The 18614-nt window shown below is 69.7% G+C and carries 21 protein-coding genes; 11 read left to right on the top strand and 10 right to left on the bottom strand.

All coding sequences use genetic code 11. The features are described from left to right. Positions 1 to 2: 2 nt before the first annotated feature. Positions 3 to 701 carry an orotidine-5'-phosphate decarboxylase gene (pyrF, locus tag ASF39_RS01250; protein ID WP_056280503.1) on the top strand — a complete coding sequence of 233 codons (699 nt, stop codon included), beginning with the start codon at positions 3 to 5 and terminating at the stop codon, positions 699 to 701. On the opposite strand, the gene ASF39_RS01245 is transcribed toward pyrF, so the two are convergent. The 5 genes from ASF39_RS01245 to ASF39_RS01225 form a co-directional block, all read right to left on the bottom strand. After that, on the bottom strand, positions 702 to 1328 hold the full coding sequence (locus ASF39_RS01245) for a TetR/AcrR family transcriptional regulator (RefSeq protein WP_055879230.1): 627 nt from the start codon (positions 1326 to 1328) through the stop codon (positions 702 to 704). Between the two features lie 262 nt (positions 1329 to 1590). Further along, positions 1591 to 1788, bottom strand: coding sequence for a hypothetical protein (locus ASF39_RS01240; RefSeq protein ID WP_055879226.1), 198 nt, complete (start codon positions 1786 to 1788; stop codon positions 1591 to 1593). 322 nt (positions 1789 to 2110) lie between these two features. Further along, the gene (locus ASF39_RS01235; protein ID WP_056280498.1) at positions 2111 to 3904 is read right to left on the bottom strand and encodes an NADPH-dependent assimilatory sulfite reductase hemoprotein subunit; all 1794 of its coding nucleotides are present in this window, start codon (positions 3902 to 3904) and stop codon (positions 2111 to 2113) included. Between the two features lie 82 nt (positions 3905 to 3986). Continuing rightward, positions 3987 to 5771 (bottom strand): flavodoxin domain-containing protein, encoded by a 1785-nt coding sequence (locus ASF39_RS01230; RefSeq protein WP_056281097.1) that lies wholly within the window; start codon positions 5769 to 5771, stop codon positions 3987 to 3989. A gap of 122 nt (positions 5772 to 5893) precedes the next feature. After that, the gene (locus ASF39_RS01225) at positions 5894 to 6400 is read right to left on the bottom strand and encodes an Lrp/AsnC family transcriptional regulator (RefSeq protein ID WP_056280494.1); all 507 of its coding nucleotides are present in this window, start codon (positions 6398 to 6400) and stop codon (positions 5894 to 5896) included. A gap of 233 nt (positions 6401 to 6633) precedes the next feature. On the opposite strand from ASF39_RS01225, the gene ASF39_RS01220 reads away from it, so the two are divergent. From ASF39_RS01220 to ASF39_RS01195, 6 genes are all read left to right on the top strand, one after another. Further along, on the top strand, positions 6634 to 7464 hold the full coding sequence (locus tag ASF39_RS01220) for a phosphoadenylyl-sulfate reductase (protein WP_056280491.1): 831 nt from the start codon (positions 6634 to 6636) through the stop codon (positions 7462 to 7464). Next, positions 7461 to 8399 carry a sulfate adenylyltransferase subunit CysD gene (gene cysD / locus ASF39_RS01215; protein WP_055879212.1) on the top strand — a complete coding sequence of 313 codons (939 nt, stop codon included), beginning with the start codon at positions 7461 to 7463 and terminating at the stop codon, positions 8397 to 8399. The genes ASF39_RS01220 and cysD overlap by 4 nt, the downstream gene beginning before the upstream one ends. A gap of 2 nt (positions 8400 to 8401) precedes the next feature. Beyond that, complete coding sequence (gene cysN / locus ASF39_RS01210; RefSeq protein WP_056280488.1) at positions 8402 to 9799, top strand: sulfate adenylyltransferase subunit CysN; 1398 nt, start codon at positions 8402 to 8404, stop codon at positions 9797 to 9799. A 139-nt stretch (positions 9800 to 9938) separates the two neighbouring features. Next, positions 9939 to 10880 (top strand): class I SAM-dependent methyltransferase, encoded by a 942-nt coding sequence (locus tag ASF39_RS01205; protein ID WP_056280485.1) that lies wholly within the window; start codon positions 9939 to 9941, stop codon positions 10878 to 10880. A 158-nt stretch (positions 10881 to 11038) separates the two neighbouring features. Continuing rightward, the gene (locus ASF39_RS01200) at positions 11039 to 12241 is read left to right on the top strand and encodes a pyridoxal phosphate-dependent aminotransferase (protein ID WP_056280484.1); all 1203 of its coding nucleotides are present in this window, start codon (positions 11039 to 11041) and stop codon (positions 12239 to 12241) included. Between the two features lie 230 nt (positions 12242 to 12471). Continuing rightward, on the top strand, positions 12472 to 12783 hold the full coding sequence (locus ASF39_RS01195; RefSeq protein WP_056280481.1) for a hypothetical protein: 312 nt from the start codon (positions 12472 to 12474) through the stop codon (positions 12781 to 12783). Between the two features lie 326 nt (positions 12784 to 13109). On the opposite strand, the gene infA is transcribed toward ASF39_RS01195, so the two are convergent. Together infA and ASF39_RS01185 are read right to left on the bottom strand one after the other, a co-directional pair. After that, a complete protein-coding gene (gene infA / locus ASF39_RS01190; protein WP_055879197.1) occupies positions 13110 to 13382 on the bottom strand; it encodes a translation initiation factor IF-1 in 273 nt (90 codons plus the stop codon). A gap of 254 nt (positions 13383 to 13636) precedes the next feature. Then, positions 13637 to 14797, bottom strand: coding sequence for a branched-chain amino acid ABC transporter substrate-binding protein (locus ASF39_RS01185; protein WP_056280477.1), 1161 nt, complete (start codon positions 14795 to 14797; stop codon positions 13637 to 13639). Positions 14798 to 14983: 186 nt separating this feature from the next. Between ASF39_RS01185 and ASF39_RS01180 the strand changes: the two genes are divergently transcribed. From ASF39_RS01180 to ASF39_RS01165, 4 genes are read left to right on the top strand one after another with little or no spacing between them, the layout of a single operon-like run. Beyond that, the gene (locus ASF39_RS01180) at positions 14984 to 15307 is read left to right on the top strand and encodes an XdhC family protein (protein ID WP_055879188.1); all 324 of its coding nucleotides are present in this window, start codon (positions 14984 to 14986) and stop codon (positions 15305 to 15307) included. A 12-nt stretch (positions 15308 to 15319) separates the two neighbouring features. Then, positions 15320 to 16072 (top strand): XdhC family protein, encoded by a 753-nt coding sequence (locus tag ASF39_RS01175; RefSeq protein WP_056280474.1) that lies wholly within the window; start codon positions 15320 to 15322, stop codon positions 16070 to 16072. Continuing rightward, positions 16069 to 17094, top strand: coding sequence for a molybdopterin-binding protein (locus tag ASF39_RS01170; RefSeq protein WP_056280472.1), 1026 nt, complete (start codon positions 16069 to 16071; stop codon positions 17092 to 17094). Before ASF39_RS01175 ends, ASF39_RS01170 begins: the two co-directional genes overlap by 4 nt. Then, positions 17087 to 17674, top strand: coding sequence for a nucleotidyltransferase family protein (locus tag ASF39_RS01165; RefSeq protein ID WP_056281095.1), 588 nt, complete (start codon positions 17087 to 17089; stop codon positions 17672 to 17674). Before ASF39_RS01170 ends, ASF39_RS01165 begins: the two co-directional genes overlap by 8 nt. Before the next feature lie 10 nt (positions 17675 to 17684). Here ASF39_RS01165 and ASF39_RS20120 read toward each other — a convergent pair whose 3' ends face one another. Genes ASF39_RS20120 through mce form a run of 3 tightly spaced genes read right to left on the bottom strand, consistent with a single transcriptional unit; the run spans position 17685 to position 18588 of the window. Further along, on the bottom strand, positions 17685 to 17837 hold the full coding sequence (locus tag ASF39_RS20120) for a DUF2256 domain-containing protein (protein ID WP_200938132.1): 153 nt from the start codon (positions 17835 to 17837) through the stop codon (positions 17685 to 17687). A gap of 14 nt (positions 17838 to 17851) precedes the next feature. Beyond that, positions 17852 to 18187, bottom strand: coding sequence for a DUF1467 family protein (locus tag ASF39_RS01160; protein ID WP_055879181.1), 336 nt, complete (start codon positions 18185 to 18187; stop codon positions 17852 to 17854). Continuing rightward, a complete protein-coding gene (gene mce / locus ASF39_RS01155) occupies positions 18184 to 18588 on the bottom strand; it encodes a methylmalonyl-CoA epimerase (protein ID WP_055879178.1) in 405 nt (134 codons plus the stop codon). Before mce ends, ASF39_RS01160 begins: the two co-directional genes overlap by 4 nt. Between the last annotated feature and the right edge of the window lie 26 nt (positions 18589 to 18614).

Here is an 18614-nt window from a genome sequence, read left to right as displayed (position 1 = left end):
CGATGCCGACGACGATCGCAGACCCCCGTGACCGTCTGATCGTCGCCCTCGACGTCGCCACCCCGGACGAGGCCCTCGGCCTCGTCGAGCGCATCGGCGACGCCGCCACGTTCTACAAGATCGGCTATCGGCTGGCCTACGGCGGCGGCCTCGCCCTGGTGCCGCGTCTGGCGGCGGCCGGGCTCAAGGTGTTCCTCGACCTCAAGCTGCACGACATCGGCAACACGGTGGAGGAGGGGGTCGCGGCCCTGTCGGACCTCGGCGCCACCTTCCTCACCGTCCACGCCTATCCCCAGACCATGCGGGCGGCCGTGCGCGGACGGGGCGCCAACGGACCGCGCATCCTGGCGGTGACCGTGCTGACCTCCTACGCCGCCGCCGATCTCGACGAGGCTGGCTATGCGCTGCCGGTGGCCGAACTGGTGGAGCGCCGTGCCCGCCAGGCGGCCGAGGCCGGCATCGACGGCATCGTCTGCTCGGCCTTCGAGGCCGGCCCGGTCAGGGCCGCGATCGGGCCGGACCGCTGCATCGTCACGCCCGGCATCCGCCCGAGGGACTCCGCCACCGGCGACCAGAAGCGGGTGATGACGCCCCGTGAGGCGAGGACGGCGGGCATCGACCACGTGGTGGTCGGTCGGCCGATCACCGCGGCGTTCGACCCGCGCGCGGTGGTCCAGGCCATCGTCGCCGATCTGGCCTGATCACGAGGAGGGCGCGCGCAGGCCCCTCAGGAGGAAGCCGATCATGTCCTCCAGGGGCGGACCCGGGATGTTGGGATAGAGGCTGACGAGCAACGGGTTGCAGTAGCGCACGATCGCCGCCTGCACGCAGAGGGCCGCCACTTCGGCATCGGCCACGCCGAACTCGCCGTCGCGCATGCCTTCGCCGACCACCCGAACGAGGACGGCGCCGATGCGCGAGACGTGCCGGCCGCAGACCTCCCAGCTCTCGCTCATGGCCGCCTCGACCATCTCGTGCATGCGCGGATTGGCGCGGCAACGCTCGACGCAGTCGTGGTGCAGGGCCCGGACGATGTCGGCGATGCGGTCGGTGGCACTGCGCCCGGGCGCATCGGCGATGGTCGCGATCAGCGCTTCGATGTCTTCGATCACGCGGGCGACCACGGCCTCGTTGATCGCCTTCTTCGACTCGAAGAAGCGATAGACGTTGGCCGGGCTCATGCGCAGGGCCTTGGCGATGTCGGCCACGGTCGTCTTCTGGTAGCCGATCTCGTGGAAGAAGCGCTCGGCCGTCGCCAGGATACGGCACCGGGTCGTGGGTGCGGTCTCGTCCGGCACCAGGGTCGCCGCGTCGGCATCGTTCGTCATCGCGAGACCCTAGGTCGCCCGCCCGCGTCCGTCAAAACGACCGTGCGTCGTCCGCGCCATCCATTCCCGTCTCCGTTGAAAGAGGGGCGGGCACGTCGAAGAGTCCTACTCTTTCAGGATGAGGACGGACCACTTTTTCCAGGTCCGCGAGCGCAATCTCCGGCAATCGCCGCGCTTCCATCGCGACCCGGGGCACATCCGCGCAAAAAGCGGCGGAGAAAAATCTCCGCCGCGAAACGACGACACAGAATGCCCAGGCGGTCTAGGAACCGAACTGACAGCCCAGCTGCTCGAGATACTCGGCGAGATCGACGCCACCGATGCGCTTGCCGTAGTCGAAGCGCATGCCCTGGCGGATATCGACGCTGCTGACCTTGGTGGTCAGCGTGAACGGCTTCACGCAGATCCAGGCACCGTCGCGGCGATGCTCGAAGTAGCTGAGGAGTTCGTGCTTGGCCATGGCCGCCTCTCATCGGGTGTGGCCCATTAACGGCCATGCCGACAATCGGTTCATCGTAAAGTGGACGATCTTGCAAAAAGCTTAAACACCGGCCCTCGTGCCGCGATGCATTCGTTCTTGTCGCATTGCAACAAAAGAGGCTCGGTCTTGGCAGGTCATACCTGGCGAAGTGTATTGTTCGACGTCCAGACCACGCATCGCCCGTCATAGGGTCCAGAACGCGATTTCGGGTCGAGGGTGCGATGCCCGCGACGCCGGGGACCATTCAAGCCAGCTCGGAAACGATCCCGAGCCGGCATGGATGACGGGGATGCCGCCGCCCTCAGGCGACGTTCCTGAGCGCTCCCGTGGCGAGGTGGAAGTCCGGCCCGTTGTGGGTCCTGGCCACCACGCCGTCCCGGATCAGGAAGTCGCCGAAGCGTTCGCCGGGCTGGCGGCGGGCGGCATAGGCGGCGAACAGCGGATCGAGGGTCGTCCGGATCTGCGCCGCGGTCACGTCCTCGGCGTAGAGCTTGCCGAGGCGCGAGCCGTCGAAGGCCGCACCGAGGTAGAGGTGGTAGCGCTCGGGGCCGCGTCCGACGAGGCCGATCTCGGCGATGAAGGGCCGGGCGCAGCCGTTGGGGCAGCCGGTCATGCGGATGGTGATCTCGTCCTCCGACAGCCCGTGCGAGGCCAGGCTCTCCTCCAGGTCGGTGATGAGGTCGGGCAGGTAGCGCTCGCTCTCGGCCAGGGCGAGGCCGCAGGTGGGGAGCGCGACGCAGGCCATGGAGTTGCGCCGCAGGGCGCCGGCGCCCTTCAGCAGCCCGTATTCCTCCACCAGCGCCTCGATCGCGGGACGCTTCTCGGCCGACACGTTGGCGATGATGACGTTCTGGTTGCCGGTGAGGCGGAAGTCGCCGTCGTGGATCTCGGCGACGCGCCGCAGACCGGTGAGGATCTTCGGGCCGTCGCCGTCGTAATCCTTGATCCGGCCGCTCGCCACGTAGAGCGTGAGGTGGTGGCGGCCGTCGTCGCCCTCGGTCCAGCCGTAGCGGTCGCCGTTGTTGGTGAAGGTGAAGGGCTTGGGGTCGGCGAAGGTCTTGCCGAGACGCTTCTCGACCTCGGCGCGGAAGGCCGCGAGCCCGTAGCGCTCGATGGTGTACTTGAGACGGGCGTTCTTGCGAACCTTGCGGTTGCCCCAGTCGCGCTGCACCGTCATCACGGCCTCGGCGACCCGGACGGCCTCGTCGGGCTTGCAGAACAGCATCACGTCGGCGGTGCGCGGGAAGGTGTCGGTCTCGCCGTGGGTCATGCCCATGCCGCCGCCGACGGTGACGTTCCAGCCGGTGACCTGGCCCTTCTTATCGAGGATGGCGATGAAGCCGAGGTCATGGGCGAAGATGTCGACCTCGTTGGAGGGCGGCACCGCCACCACGATCTTGAACTTCCGCGGCAGGTAGGTCTTGCCGTAGACCGGCTCGTGCTCGCCCTCGCCGCCGACAACCCGCTCGCCGTCGAGCCAGATCTCGCGCCAGGCGTTGGTCTTGGGCAGGAGCGAGTCGGAGATGGTCTTGCCGAGCTCGTAGGCCGCCTTGTGCGCGCCCGACTGGTCCGGGTTGGTGGCGGCCATGACGTTGCGGTTGACGTCGCCGCAGGCGGCGATGGTGTCGAGCAGCGCCGCGTCGATGGCGGCCATGGTGCGCTTGAGGTTCGACTTGATGACGCCGTGGTACTGGAAGGTCTGGCGCGTCGTCGCCCGCAGAGTGCCGTTGGCGTAGGTGGTGGCGATGTCGTCGAGCACCAGCCACTGCTTGGGAGTGACGACGCCGCCGGCGATGCGCAGGCGGATCATGAAGCTGTAGGCCTTGTCGAGCTTCTTCTTGGTCCGCTCGGGGCGCAGGTCGCGGTCGTCCTGCAGGTACATCCCGTGGAACTTCACGAGCTGGCCGTCGTCCTCGGAGATCGCGCCGGTGGCGTGCTTGAGGAGCCCGTCGGCGAGCGTCCCGCGCAGGAAGCCGCTGGCGATCTTGATGTGCTCGTTGTGCGACAGCCCGGCCTCGCGGGCCGCCTCGGCCTCGTCGATCGGCCGCGTGGTCGGCGGGGTCTCGTAGGAGCGGGGAGGGGTGTGATCGTCCATGGCGGGATTCCGGTGATTTCGAGGTGTGGTCGCAGCGTTCGGTGCGTTCCTTCCCCTCGTCGGGGGGAGGGCTCGGGTCACGCTAATAGACGTCCTGCTGGTAGCGATGGCTCCGCTCCAGGGCGGCGACGGCGCTCTCGGCATCGGCGTCGCCGAGGGACTTCACCTCGGCATAGGCCCGGACGACGGCGTTGCGCACGTCCTTGGCCATCCGGGTGGCGTCGCCGCAGACGTAGAAGCTGGCGCCGCCGTCGAGCCAGTCCACCAGCTCCTTGCGATGCTCGTAGAGGCGATCCTGCACGTAGACCTTCTCGGGCTGGTCGCGGGAGAAGGCCACGTCGATCCGGGTCAGCGACTTGTCTTCCAGGGCCTCCTGCCATTCGAGCTGGTAGAGGAAGTCGTGGGTGAAGTGGCGGTCGCCGAAGAACAGCCAGGATCGTCCGACGTCGCGGCCGCCGGCCTCGATGGCGCGGCGCTCCTGCACGAAGGCGCGGAACGGGGCGACGCCGGTGCCGGGCCCCACCATGATGATGTCCTGCGCCGGGTCGTTCGGCAGCCTGAAGTGCCGGTTCGGCTTGAGCTTCACCTTGAGCTTGGCGCCGTTCCTGATCCGGTCGGCGACATGGACCGAGGCGACGCCGGACCGGGCGCGGCCGTGGCTCTCGTAGCGCACCGCGACGATGGCGAGATGGACCTCGTCGCCGACCTCCTTGCGCGATGAGGCGATCGAGTAGGCCCGCGGCGGGAGCGGCCGGGTGATCGCCTCCAGATGCTCGCGCGTCAGGGCCGCGGGGAAGGCGCCGATCAGGTCGACGAGCTGGCGCCCCTCGATCCAGCTGCGGACCTCGCCGCTGTCGATCAGCGCCTTGGCCTCGGACTGTCCCGTGGCCTTCACGAACCGCTCGACCGTGGTGGCCGACAGGGTGGTGACGTCGCGCTCGGCGATGAGCGAGCGGCGCAGGGCGTCGTCGCCGGTCAGCCCGGCGGCCGCCAGGATGTCGTCGACGAGGGCCGGGTCGTTCTCGGGGTAGATCTCGAGGGAATCGCCCGGCTCGTAGGCGGGCGCGCCCTCCGCGAACTCGAGGGCGAGGTGGATCGTCTCCTTGTCGGAGCGCGACGAGTTCAGGTTCACGTGGTCGACGACCTCGGCCAGGACCGGCTCGCGGCTCGGCTCGGCGTCCTCGGCGTCATCGGTGCCGACCCGGCCGGCGAAATCCACGGCCACCACGTTGTCGGCGGACGGGGGCGGCGCCAGCGCTTTCAGCGTGTCCCTGATCCAGGCGGCGGCGGGCGTCTCGAAGTCGAGGTCGAGGTCGGCGCGGTCCACGGCGCGTTTGGCGCCGAGCGCTTCGAACCGGGCATCCAGCGCTTTTCCGGTGGCGCAGAACTCCGCGTAGGAGGTGTCGCCCAGGGCCAGGACACCGAAGGTGACGCCCTCGAGGCGCGGGGCGCCCTCGCCCATCAGTTCGTTGTAGGCGCGCACGGCGCGGGCCGGCGGCTCGCCCTCGCCCCAGGTGGCGGCGATGGCGACGATCCGCTTCTCCTGGCCGAGGCTCGCCACGTCGAGATCGGCGAAATCGATCACCTTCGGCTTGAAGCCGCTCTTCTTGGCGAGCTTGGCGATGGTGCCGGCCAGGGCTTCGCAGTTGCCGGATTCGCTGGCGTAGAGGATCGCCAGGGGCTCGGCCGCCTTGGGCGGGGCGGCCGGAGCCGCCGCCGCCTGCGGACCGGCCGCATCGAGGCCGGCCAGGAACCCGGCGAGCCAGGCCCGCTGCGTCGGCGAGGCGGCACCGAGGACCGCGTCGAGGCTCGCGCGGGCGGTGTCGTCGAAGGGGGAGTTGCGGGGAATGAGCGCGTGTCGGGCCATGAGGGTCGCCATATCGTCCTGGTCGCGTCGTCCTGAGGGCCGGGCCGTCGGCGGAACGTCCGTTTTACAGAACGACGCTTCGATAGAAGGACCTGCCTACGTTTGCAGTGCAAAATAGAATTTTATTCTTCCAGCGTCGCCGCCGCCATGGGGATGAGCCGCCCCTGCGCCGGCAGGGAGGGCAGCGGCAGCGCCGTGGTCGATTTGACTTTCTCCATCGCGAAACGGGAGGTGACGTTCTTGAGCGGCAGCGTCGCGATGAGTTGCTTATAGAAGGTATCGTAGGCGCGCATATCGGCTACGACGACGCGCAGCATGTAGTCCACATCGCCGGCCATGCGGTAGAACTCGAGCACCTCGGGCATCGCCGAGACGGTGGCGGCGAACCGCTCCAGCCACTCGCGGGAATGGTCCGCCGTCTCGATGGAGACGAAGACGGTGAGGCCGAGGCCGAGCTTGACCGGATCGAGCACCGCCACCCGCCGGTCGATGACGCCGTCGGACTCCAGGCGCTGGATGCGCTTCCAGCACGGGGTCTGCGACAGGCCGACCCGTTCGCCGATCGTGGCGATGGAGAGGGTCGCATCGGTCTGCAGCAGGCCGAGGATCTTGAGGTCTATCGAATCCACACGGGCCTCTTGATGTCGGGCCGTCCGCGCGGGCCGGGTGTGCGAGAGCACCGCGCGATCGGGGGTATTGAGAAGGATCTTCCAGTCGGAGGCAACCGATCCGCCTCCGCATCGTTGGCGTCGGGACCTGGCAAGGGGCCGGAATACCCCCGCGCCATGGCCGCCATGCCTTGACACCGTTCGTTATAGCGAACATCTCAGGCTCACGACAACAGGCTTCTTCGATCACCCTCATGAGCATTCCCCTCGACCGGGCGGCCCGCGACCTCGCGGCGGCGATGGCCCCCCTCGATCTCCCCGGCCGCATCCGCCTCGTCGGGGCGACCGTCCCCGGCCGCCTCGTGTTCACCACGAGCCTCGGGATCGAGGATCAGGCGCTCACCCACGCCCTCGCCATGGCCAAGAGCCTCGACGCCAAGAGCCTCGGCCGGAGCCAGTCGGAGCCGGGGCGGATCGAGATCGTCACCCTCGACACCGGCCGTCTGTTCCCGGAGACCTACGACGTCTGGGCGGAGACGGAAGCGGCCTACGGCATCCGCATCATGGCCTATGCGCCCGAGCGCGTGGCCGAGGAGGCCTTCGTCGCGAGCGAGGGCATCAACGGGTTTCGCCAGTCGGTGGCCGCGCGCCAGGCCTGCTGCGGCCTGCGCAAGGTCGAGCCCCTCGGGCGGGCGCTCGCCGGTGCCGCCGGCTGGCTGACCGGCCTGCGTGCCGGGCAATCCGCCAACCGGGCCGAGACGCCCCTGGCGGAGGCCGACGCGGCGCACGGGCTCATCAAGATCAATCCGCTCGCGGACTGGAGCCGGGCGGACGTCGACCGCTTCGTGCTGGACAATGTCGTGCCCTACAACGTGTTGCACGACCGGGGCTTTCCTTCGATCGGCTGTGCGCCCTGCACCCGCGCCGTCCGGATCGGCGAGAGCGAGCGGGCCGGGCGCTGGTGGTGGGAGCAGGAATCGAAAAAGGAATGCGGCCTGCATCTCCACCCGTCCGCCGCACCGGGCTCCGAGCCCCGTGTCTTCGAGACGACCACCCGCAACACGAGCCCGGAGATGGCCCGATGAGTGCCGCTTCCCCGACCCTGGCCGCGACGCGGTCAGGGCGACTGACCCACCTGCAGCGCCTCGAGGCCGAGAGCATCCACATCATGCGGGAGACGGTCGCCGAGACCGAGAACCCGGTCATGCTCTACTCCATCGGCAAGGATTCCTCGGTACTGCTGCATCTGGCGCTCAAGGCCTTCGCGCCGGGACGCCTGCCGTTCCCGCTGATGCACATCGACACCACCTGGAAGTTCAAGGAGATGATCGCGTTCCGCGACGCCCGCGCGAAGGAACTCGGGCTCGACCTAATCGTCCACACCAACCAGGACGGGCTCGACCGCGGCGTCGGCCCGATCAGCCACGGCTCGGAAGTCCACACCGACGTGATGAAGACGCAAGGGCTGCGTCAGGCCCTCGACACGCACAAGTTCGACGCGGCCTTCGGGGGCGCCCGCCGTGACGAGGAGGCGTCGCGCGCCAAGGAGCGCATCGTCTCCCTGCGCACCGCCCAGCACCGCTGGGACCCCAAGCGCCAGCGCGCCGAGCCCTGGCACATCTACAACATGAAGAAGAAGCGCGGCGAATCCCTGCGCGTCTTTCCGCTCTCCAATTGGACCGAGCTCGACGTCTGGCTCTACATCGAGCAGGAAGGCATCCCAATCGTACCGCTCTATTTCGCGGCCGAGCGCCCCGTGGTGGAGCGCGACGGCCAGCTCATCATGGTCGACGACGAGCGGCTGCCGCTGGCGCCCGGCGAGACGCCGCAGATGCGCAAGGTCCGCTTCCGCACGCTCGGCTGCTACCCGCTGACCGGCGCGGTGGAGAGCCCGGCCGTGACCCTTCCCGAAATCATCGGCGAGACCCTGGCCGCCCGTACCTCCGAGCGCCAGGGCAGGGTGATCGACAAGGACGGGTCGGGTGCCATGGAGCGCAAGAAGCAGGAGGGGTATTTCTAGAGATGACCATCCATCACGCACCCGAAGCCTTCGGCTACGACAGCTTCCTGGCCGCCCACCAGCACAAGGAGGTCCTGCGCTTCATCGCCTGCGGCTCCGTCGACGACGGCAAGTCGACGCTGATCGGCCGCCTCCTCCACGACACCAAGCAGATCTTCGACGACCAGATCACCGCTCTCCAGCGCGATTCGCGCAAGCACGGGACCCAGGGCGCCGAAATCGACCTCGCTCTCCTCGTCGACGGCCTCCAGGCCGAGCGCGAGCAGGGCATCACCATCGACGTCGCGTATCGGTTCTTCTCCACCGACAAGCGGTCCTTCATCGTCGCCGATACACCCGGCCACGAGCAGTACACCCGCAACATGGCCACCGGCGCCTCCACGGCGGATGTCGCCGTGATCCTGGTGGACGCCCGCGCCGGCCTGACCCGGCAGACGCGCCGGCACGCCCTCCTGGTCTCGCTGCTCGGCATCAGGCGCGTGGCGCTGGCCGTCAACAAGATGGATCTGGTCGGCTGGTCCCAGGACAAGTTCGATTCCATTACGCAGGCGTTCGACGCCTTCGCGGCACCGCTCGGCTTTGCCGAGGTCCGTGCCATTCCGTTGTCGGCGAAGAACGGGGACAATGTCGTGCTGCCGGGCGCGGTGGTGCCCTGGTACCGCGGCACGCCGCTGCTGCAATACCTCGAAGAGGTGCCGGTGCGCGTCGAGGAGCAGGCCGCGCCGTTCCGCATGCCGGTCCAGTGGGTCAACCGCCCGAACTCGGACTTTCGCGGGTTCTCGGGGCTCGTCGCCAGCGGCCGCATCGCCCCCGGCGATGCGATCGTCGTCGAGCCCTCGAGCCGGACCTCGACCATCGCCCGGATCGTGACCGCCGACGGCGACCTGCCGGAGGCCCGCGAGGGCCAGTCGGTCACCCTGGTCCTGTCCGACGAGATCGACGCCTCGCGCGGTTCGGTCATCGCGGCGGCCGACGCGCCGATGCGGGTGACCGACCGGCTCGACGCCCGCCTGTTCTGGGCGGCCGAGCGGGAGTTGCTGCCCGGCGCCAGCCTGCTCGCCAAGATCGGCACCGTGACGGTGAACGCCGTGGTCACCGAGATCCGGACGCGCATCGACCTGGAGACGGGGAGCCCCGAGCCCGCCGCGCGGCTGGTGGCCAACGACATCGCCGACGTGAGCCTCACCCTCGACCGTCCCGTCGCCGTCGACGCCTATCGCGACAACCGCGACACCGGCGGCTTCATCCTGATCGACCGCGAGACGACCGATACGGCCGCTCTCGGTCTCGTCCAGCCGGAGGTGGAGGCCAAGGCGAAGGACGAGCCGGCCGAGGCGCGTGCGGCCAAGTCGGGTGGCGGCTTCCTGTCGAAGTTCCGTTGGGTGTTCGGCGGCATCTGACCGACCCGCCGCGGGTGCGCAGGCGGGTCCGCCCGCCGCGCCGGCGAGCAACTGGGGTGCGGCCCGGCCTGGAACCGGCTAGACCGGGCGACCTTCACGCCGGCGATCGCCGGCGCGGATTCCCGCCATCGGATGCCCCATGCCGCTCGCCCTCATGGTTCCCGTCACGGAAGAGAATTACGACGAGGGGCGATACCTCTCCTGCAATCCCGATGTGCGGGCGTTCGTGGCCGATGGCCGGCTCGCCTCCACCTACGACCACGTCAAGCGCTTCGGCCTGCGCGAGGGCCGTCCGATCGCGGTCCACAATCCCGACCTCGCGGCGGCGCGCGCGGCCAAGATGGCGCGGGTCCGGCCGCTCCTGCGGGACGACATGGCGTGCACCTGGGAAGGCGATCTCGCCAATTTCCTGACGCGCGAGCTGCGTGACGAGAACCGCATCGTCGCGACGAACTCGGTGTCCTCGAACGCCTACGACGCTCACGGCCTCGAACTCGTCGAGAGCTACCCGGACGGGCTCGTCCTCGACTGCGGTGCCGGCAACCGTCCGGTCTATTTCGAGAACGTCGTCAACTACGAGATCGTCGATTACCCCTCCACCGATGTGCTGGGGGTGGGCGAGAAACTGCCCTTCCGGGACGACAGCTTCGATGCCGTCATCTCGGTGGCCGTGCTCGAACATGTCCGCGACCCCTTCACCTGCGCGCGGGAGCTGACGCGGGTGCTCAAGCCCGGCGGGCGGCTCTATTGCGGCATGCCGTTTCTACAGCCCTATCACGGCTACCCGCATCACTATTTTAACGCGACGCCGCAGGGCCTGCGGCGTCTCTTCGAGGATCACATCACCGTCGAGGATGTGACGGTGATCGATTCCACCCATCCGGTCTGGGCGTTGAACTGGATCCTGGCCTCCTGGGCCGCGGGCCTGCCGCCCGACCTGCGCAAGCGCTTCAAGAAGATGACCGTCGCCGACCTGCTGCGCGCGCCGATGGAACAGCTCGACGGTGCCCATTGCCGCGGTCTCTCCCACGACAAGCTCCTCGAACTCGCCTGTGCGACGGTACTTTTCGCCAGGAAGTGACCGCTTTCGCACGAGACGGCAGCGCGAGGCAGGGTTGTTCTGTACGGGCCGGCCGAGATCTTGCCCCTGTTGGCTTGCATCACTACGGTCCCGCCGCCGCAGGGGAGTTTTTCGTCTCCTCGCACCGCGCCAAACCCGATGACCAGGAGCATGCCGCCATGGGCTTTCTGTCCGACGCCCTTTCCCGCGTGAAGCCATCCGCGACCATCGCGATGACGCAGAAGGCGCGCGAGCTCAAAGCCAAGGGCATGGACGTGATCAGCCTGTCGGTGGGCGAGCCCGACTTCGACACGCCCGACCACATCAAGGACGCGGCCATCGAAGCGATCCGGCGCGGCGAGACCAAGTATCCGCCGGTCTCGGGCATCGTGCCCCTGCGCGAGGCCATCGCCAAGAAGTTCAAGCGCGAGAACGGGCTCGACTACAAGCCGAGCCAGACCATCGTCGGCACCGGCGGCAAGCACGTCATCTACAACGCGCTGCTCGCCACCCTGAACCCGGGCGACGAGGTGGTGATCCCGCGCCCCTACTGGGTCTCCTACCCGGAGATGGTGGTGCTGTGCGGCGGCACGCCCGTCTTCGCCGAGACCGACATGGCGCACGACTTCAAGCTCCAGCCCGAGGAGCTGGAGCGGGTGATCACCCCAAAGACCAAGTGGATCATCCTCAACTCGCCCTCGAACCCCTCGGGGGCGGCCTACGCCCGCGACGAGCTCAAGGCGATCACCGACGTGCTGATGCGCCACCCGCACGTCTGGGTGCTCACCGACGACATGTACGAGCACCTCTGCTACGGCGATTTCGCGTTCGTGACCCCGGCCCAGGTCGAGCCGGGCCTGTACGAGCGCACGCTCACCATGAACGGCGTCTCGAAGGCCTATGCGATGACCGGCTGGCGCATCGGCTACGCCGCCGGCCCCGAGCACCTGATCAAGGCGATGGACTTCGTGCAGGGCCAGCAGACCTCGGGAGCCTCGTCGATCTCGCAATGGGCGGCGGTGGCCGCGCTCGACGGGCCGCAGGACCATCTCGCCCAGTTCCGTGCCGCCTTCCACGAACGCCGCGACCTCGTGGTGTCGATGCTCAATCAGACCAAGGGCCTGAAGTGCCCGACGCCGGAGGGGGCCTTCTACGTCTATCCGTCCTGCGCCGAGACGATCGGGCGCAAGACCCCGTCGGGCAAGGTGATCGAGACCGACGAGGATTTCGTGGTGGAACTGCTCCAGGCCGAGGGCGTCGCCGCCGTCCACGGCTCGGCCTTCGGGCTGGGGCCGAACCTGCGCATCTCCTACGCCACCTCGAACAGCGCCCTCGAGGAAGCCTGCAACCGCATCCAGCGGTTCTGCGGCTCCCTGAGCTGAACCCCATCGGCCGAGGGCCGAACGCGTAACGACGACACAGGGCCGCGCGACTTCAGAAAGGGTCGCGCGGCCCTGTCCGTTCGGCCGCCATACGCAGAATATTCATCCCTGCATCGTTCCGAGACTGAATACGTTGCGTCGGGCAAGCATCCATTAGGGATCTTTGCGCAGAGTGGCGCTCGGACGGGAAACCGTTCCCCGACCATCGTGCAGATCCGGACGAGACCATCATGCGACGCCTTCTGACGGGCGGGATCAAGGCGATCCTCGCGATCGCCGCACTGTCCACCGCCGCGCACTGGGCGCTCAGGGTCCAGCGCGAGCCGGCCGCGGAGGCGCGTGCCGCCGCCGCCGCCCCGGCCGACCCGGTGACCACCGGCTCGATCGCGCCCAGGGGCGGGGACCGGACGAGCGTCGAGGCGACCAAGGCGAGCGGCAAGGACGGGGCCGCCGGATTCGACCAGCGCCGGCTTTCGGAGCTGATCGCCGGGACGGCGCCGGAGAAGGCCAAGCCCAAGCGCGCCGAGACGGCCAAGCGCTGATCGGCCATCGTTCGCTCGGCCTGCATCGGGGTCCGATGAGCCTCCCCGAGCCGTCGCGGCGGGAATGACCGCCCAGACCGTGCCACGCATGACGGGAGGTTCCGGAGCCGGCACCAGGGGTCGGGAAAACGCTATCTCGAAGCGCGCGCAGGCCATCGAGCCCCGCCGACGGCAAAAGCCACCGGCTGTCGCGCACTCATGATACAGGGGACATCACCGCCGCGTGACCGAACGGACGGTGGAGATCGGCCCGGACGGGCGGCGCGAGGGCAGGCCGGTCCGGGGTCGTGTCGTGGTCGGGAAAGGGGCGACGGAGACGAAGACGTTCAGCGACGGCGGAACTGGCCGCGGATCGGCGGACGCGGACCGGCGGAACGCTCGTCCTTGTGGCGGAACACGAGACGGCCCTTCTCGAGGTCGTAGGGCGACATCTCGACGGTGACGCGGTCCCCGGCCAGGGTCTTGATGCGGTTCTTCTTCATCTTGCCGGCCGTGTAGGCCACGATCTCGTGACCCTGGTCGAGCTGCACGCGGTAGCGCGCATCCGGCAGGATCTCGATCACGAGACCGTCGAACTGCATCAACTCTTCTTTCGCCATTCACCATCTCCAGCCGGACGCCCGAACGAGGCGGCCGGGACACCACAATCGACCCGTTCGGCGAGACGCTGGGGGCGGCGGGTCCGAAAGAATCGGATGCGCATCACCGGCAAGCGTGTCTTGCACATAATGTTCGCGCCGTATCCACGCAAGCTTTTAGCGCCGGCCTCACCCGGACAGTTCCGCGACAGGGTTGCCGAGTCGCTTCTCTCGACAGCTGTCGCCGGCCCGAACGTCTGGCGCACGCCGCGCCATCACGGGGTGATCTGATTCCCGACGTAGTCGACTCGGCCGTCGCCGGTGCGACGCCACGCGTGGAGGGCGTAGCCCGAGGCGGTCAGGTCGCCGCGGGCGTCGTAGCTGACGTCGCCGATCAGGGTCTTCACGGGCCGGCCCGCATGGAGCCATGCGGCGACCCTGCGCCCGTCCGTCGACTTCGCCTGCGCCATCGCCCGCGCGAGCACCTCCACCGCCGCGTAGGTCCGTCCGGCGATCGCCTCGGCCTCGGGGCTGCGCGGGGACCGCGCGGTGGCCCCCTTGAGGTCTGCTTGCTTGAGGTCTGCTTGCTTGGGATCGGGAAGTTTGGGATCGGGAAGCTTGCGCGGTTCGGGCAGCGCCGTCATCAGCGTGCCCTCGGCATCGGGCGCGAAATCCCTGTCGATCAGGCCGTCGCTGCCGACGAGGGGCACGGTGAGGCCCGCGTTTCGCAGGGCCTTGACCAGGACGGCGGCGTCCGCCGCGAGCCCGCCGAGATAGACCACCTCCACCTGCGCCCGGGCGAGGCGCGCCACCAGCCGCGACAGGTCGCGCTCGCCGCGGTCGAACCCCTCGAAGGCGGCATCCGTCCGCCCGGAGGCCTTCAGGACCCGCGAGACCTCGTCGGCGAGGCCGCGTCCGAACGCCGACTTGTCGTGGACGATCCCGATGCGCCGGCCGCCGTAGGCCTGCGTGAGATGGGTGCCGGCGATCCGGCCCTGTTCGGCGTCGCTGCCGCCGGTGCGAAAGACGTTCCAGGCCCCGCGGGCGGTCAGCGGCGCCCAGGAGACGCCGGGCGTGACCAGGACGATGCCGGCGGCCTCGTAGGCCGGGGCGACGAGGGCGGCCACGGAGGGGGTGAGGGGGCCGACCACGAATCCGACCTTGTCGGCGGCGAGGCGTTTGGCTGCGGCGAGCCCCTGGCGCGGGTCGCCGCCGTCGTCGGCGACGACCAGGGCGAACGTCTGCCCGCCGGTACGGTTGAGATCGGCCACGGCCTGCTCGGCCGCCAGCCGCATGCCCTGCCCGAAGGCGGCATCGGGGCCGGTGAGGGGGGCGGACAGCCCGATCCTGACGACAGTCTGCGCCTCTGCCGCGAGCCCCCACCCGGACATCGTCAGCACGGCGAACGCCAGGGCCGCCCAAAGAACTCCGCCCATGAAAGCCCGCCCGATCCGCCGGTCCCGATGCGAGGATAGCGCCGGGCGCGCCGGTGCGAAAGCGCAGCCGGACGGGGTGTGCCGGCCGGTGCCGCGTGGCGGAATCGTCGATTGCAGATTGTTCTGTCGTGAAGAGGGCCTACCTTGAGCGGGGCGGCGGCGTGCGGACCGCAGCGGAGGCGATCCATGCTCTCGGCCGAGACCGACATCCTCAAGGCGGCCGAATCCTGGCGGCGCGACGGGCGGCAGGTGGCTTTGGCCACCGTGGTCGAGACCTGGGGCTCGGCCCCGCGCCCGGTGGGCAGCCACCTCGTGGTGGACGAGGACGGCAACTTCCTCGGCTCGGTCTCCGGCGGGTGCGTCGAGGGCGCGGTGATCACCGAGGGGCTCGAGGCCATCGCCGACGGGCACCCCCGGGTGATCGAATTCGGAGTGGCCGACGAGACCGCCTGGCGGGTCGGCCTCTCCTGCGGCGGGCGCATCCGCGTCTTCGTCGAACGGATCGACTGAACCGGCCGCGTCATGAAGCTCGAGACCCTCGCCATCCTCAACGCCGAGCGGGCCGCCCGCCGGGCCGCGATCCTGCTCAGCGACCTCGACGACGGTGGCCAGCGCGTGGTGCGCGAGGCGCAGATCGGCGACGATCCCCTCGCCGACCTCCTCACGCGCCACCTCCTGTCGGGCAAGAGCGGCCTCGTCACCATCGAGGGCCGGCAGGTGTTCCTCACCGTGCAGGTGCCGCCGGTCCGCCTGGTGGTGATCGGGGCGGTGCACATCAGCCAGGCCCTCTGCCCGATGGCGGCGGCCCTCGACTTGTCCGTCAGCGTCATCGACCCGCGCACCGCCTTCGCGACGCCCGACCGCTTTCCCGGCACCACCCTGGTGACGCAATGGCCGGACGAGGCCTTCGCCTCGTCGGTGCCGCCGCTCGACCGCTACTGCGCCCTGGTCGCCCTCACCCACGACCCGAAGATCGACGACCCCGCCCTGATCGCCGCCCTGAAGGCGCAGTGCTTCTACGTCGGGGCGCTGGGCTCGCGTAAGACCCACGCCCGGCGGGTGGAGCGGTTGACGGAGGCCGGGTTTTCGGCGGCCGAGGTCGGACGGATCGCGGCCCCGATCGGCCTCGACATCGGGGCGGTCAGCCCGGCCGAGATCGCGGTCTCGATCCTCGCCCAGATCGTCGCGAGCCAGCGCAAGAGTAGTGCTGGGCAAGTCGCTGGCACGCCGGGTCAAGCCGCTGGCAGCTCTAGCCAAGTTTCGGGCGGCGCGTGAAGTTCGGTCGCGTTCCGACCGCTCGGGCCGCCGGTCTCATCACCGCCCATACCCTGCGCGCCGGATCGCTGACCCTGCGCAAGGGCAGCCGCCTCCGGCCCGAGCATTTGCACCACCTCCAGGAGGCGGGGCTCGACGAGGTGGTGGCGGCGAGCCTGGAGCCCGGCGACATCGGCGAGGACGAGGCCGCCTCGCATCTGGCCGAGCGCATCGCCGGGGACGGGCTGCGGCGGGAGCCCGCCTTCACCGGGCGCTGCAACCTGTTCGCCGGGCTCGCGGGACTGCTTCTCGTGGAGCGCGCCGGCATCGATGCGATCAACGGCGTCGACGAGGCCATCACCGTGGCGACCCTGGCGCCGTTCCGGCCGGTGGCCGCGGACGAGATGGTGGCGACGGTCAAGATCATTCCCTACGCCGTCCCCGGGCCGGTCCTGGCCATGGCCTGCGCCGCCGTGCGCGAGCCGCCCCTGCGGATCGCGCCCTACCGCCGCCGCCGCGTCGGGGTCGTCTCGACCCTGCTGCCGGGCCTGAAACCGGCCACGGTCGACAAGACCCTGCGCAACCTCCGGCACCGTCTGGCGCCCACCGGTGCGGCAGTGATCGGCGACGTCCGCATTCCCCACGAGCCCGGGGCGGTGGCCGAGGCGGTGGCGACCCTCGTCGAGCAAAGCGGCGCGGACCTCGTCCTGATCTTCGGCGCCTCGGCCATCGCCGACCGCCGCGACGTGATCCCGATGGGTATCGAGGCGGCGGGCGGCCATGTCGTCCACCTCGGCATGCCGGTGGACCCCGGCAACCTTCTCCTGGTGGGCGCGCGCGGCGACGTGCCGGTGATCGGGGCGCCGGGCTGCGCCCGCTCGCCCAAGGAGAACGGCTTCGACTGGGTGCTGCAGCGGCATCTGGCGGATCTCGCTGTGGCGCGCTCCGACATCGTCGCCATGGGCGTCGGCGGCCTGCTCACGGAGATCGTCTCGCGGCCCCAGCCGCGTGACGGCGGCGAACGCGCCGACGACGATGCCTGAGACCATCGCCATCCTCCTGCTCGCCGCCGGCAGGGGCAGCCGCTTCGGCGAGGCGCCCAAACTCCTCGCCCTCCTCGAGGGCAAGCCCCTGGTGCGCCACGCCGCCGAGGCCGCACTGGCGAGCGGGCTCGGGCCGGTGACGGTGGTGCTGGGCACCCACGGTCCGCGCATCCGCGCCGCCCTCGACGGCCTGGACCTCGCCTGTCTCACGAACCCGGCACCGCAGGACGGCCTCGCGAGCTCGCTGCGGCTCGGGCTCGCCGCGGTCCCGGCCGGGACCGGCGGGATCATCGTCATGCTCGCCGACATGCCGCGCATCCGGCCCGACCATCTGGCCGCTCTCGCGGCGGCTTATGCGGCCGGGGAGCCCCGGCCGGCGGCCGTCGTTCCGATCCATGGCGGCAGGCGCGGCAATCCGGTCCTGCTCGATCGCGCCCGCCTCGGGCAGGACATCGCGCGCCTGTCGGGCGACCGCGGCGCCGGGCGGTTGCTGGCCGGGCGCGGGGATGTGGTGGAGATCGCGATGGACGCGGCGGTGCGCTACGACGTCGATACGCCGGACGCCTTGGATCGCGCCTGAGCGGACGGAATCAGCCCGACCGCTTGGCCTCGGTCCGGCACCGGTCCGAGCAATAGCGGACCTCGTCCCAGACCCGCTCCCACTTCTTTCGCCAGGCGAACGGCTTCTGGCAATGGGCGCAGATCTTGGTCGGCAGGTCGGCCTTCTTGCGCATCCGGGCCATGGCCGGCCGGAGTCCTAGAGGCCGGCCAGCGGCAGCACCGCCACCGTGACCACGAAGACGACGCTGGCCACGAGGCTGGTCCAGATCGCCTTCTCGCGCAGGCGCGGGCTCGCGGGAGCGCCGGGGTCCTGGCCCGGCACCAGCCGCGCGGGATCGGTCTCGGCCTGGTTGCGCAACGGCAGGATGGCGAACAGCAGCGTCCACCACACCACGAAATACAGCGCCACCGCACCGAAGATCGAGAGCCCGAACAACGCCACCGCGATCGCCACCGTGGCGGCGCCGAGGGCGAGCACGGCGCCCAGCGTCCGCCCGGTCGAGGTCGTCAGCGTCTGCAGCAGCGCGCTCACACCTGCTCCAGCTCGACGAGTGTGCCGAGGAAATCCTTCGGGTGGAGGAACAGCACGGGCTTGCCGTGGGCGCCGATGCGGGGCTCGCCGGTGCCCAGCACCCGCGCACCCTGAGCCTTGAGCTTGTCGCGGGCGACGATGATGTCGTCGACCTCGTAGCAGACGTGGTGGACGCCCCCGTTCGGATTGCGCTCCACGAAGCTCTCGATGGGCGAGCCTTCACCGAGCGGCGCCATCAGCTCGACCTTGCTGTTGGGCAGTTCCACGAACACGACCGTGACGCCGTGCTCGGGCTGCGGCAGCGGCTCGGTGAGCGTGGCACCCAGGGTATCGCGATAGATCGCGCAGGCCGCATCGAGATCGCGCACCGCGATGGCCACGTGGTTGAGACGCCCGATCATGTGTCGCTCCTCTCTCGTTCGAACAT

Source organism: Methylobacterium sp. Leaf108, from assembly GCF_001423265.1.
In the GTDB taxonomy this organism is placed as follows: domain Bacteria; phylum Pseudomonadota; class Alphaproteobacteria; order Rhizobiales; family Beijerinckiaceae; genus Methylobacterium.
This window is presented reverse-complemented; position numbering and strand designations above follow the sequence as displayed.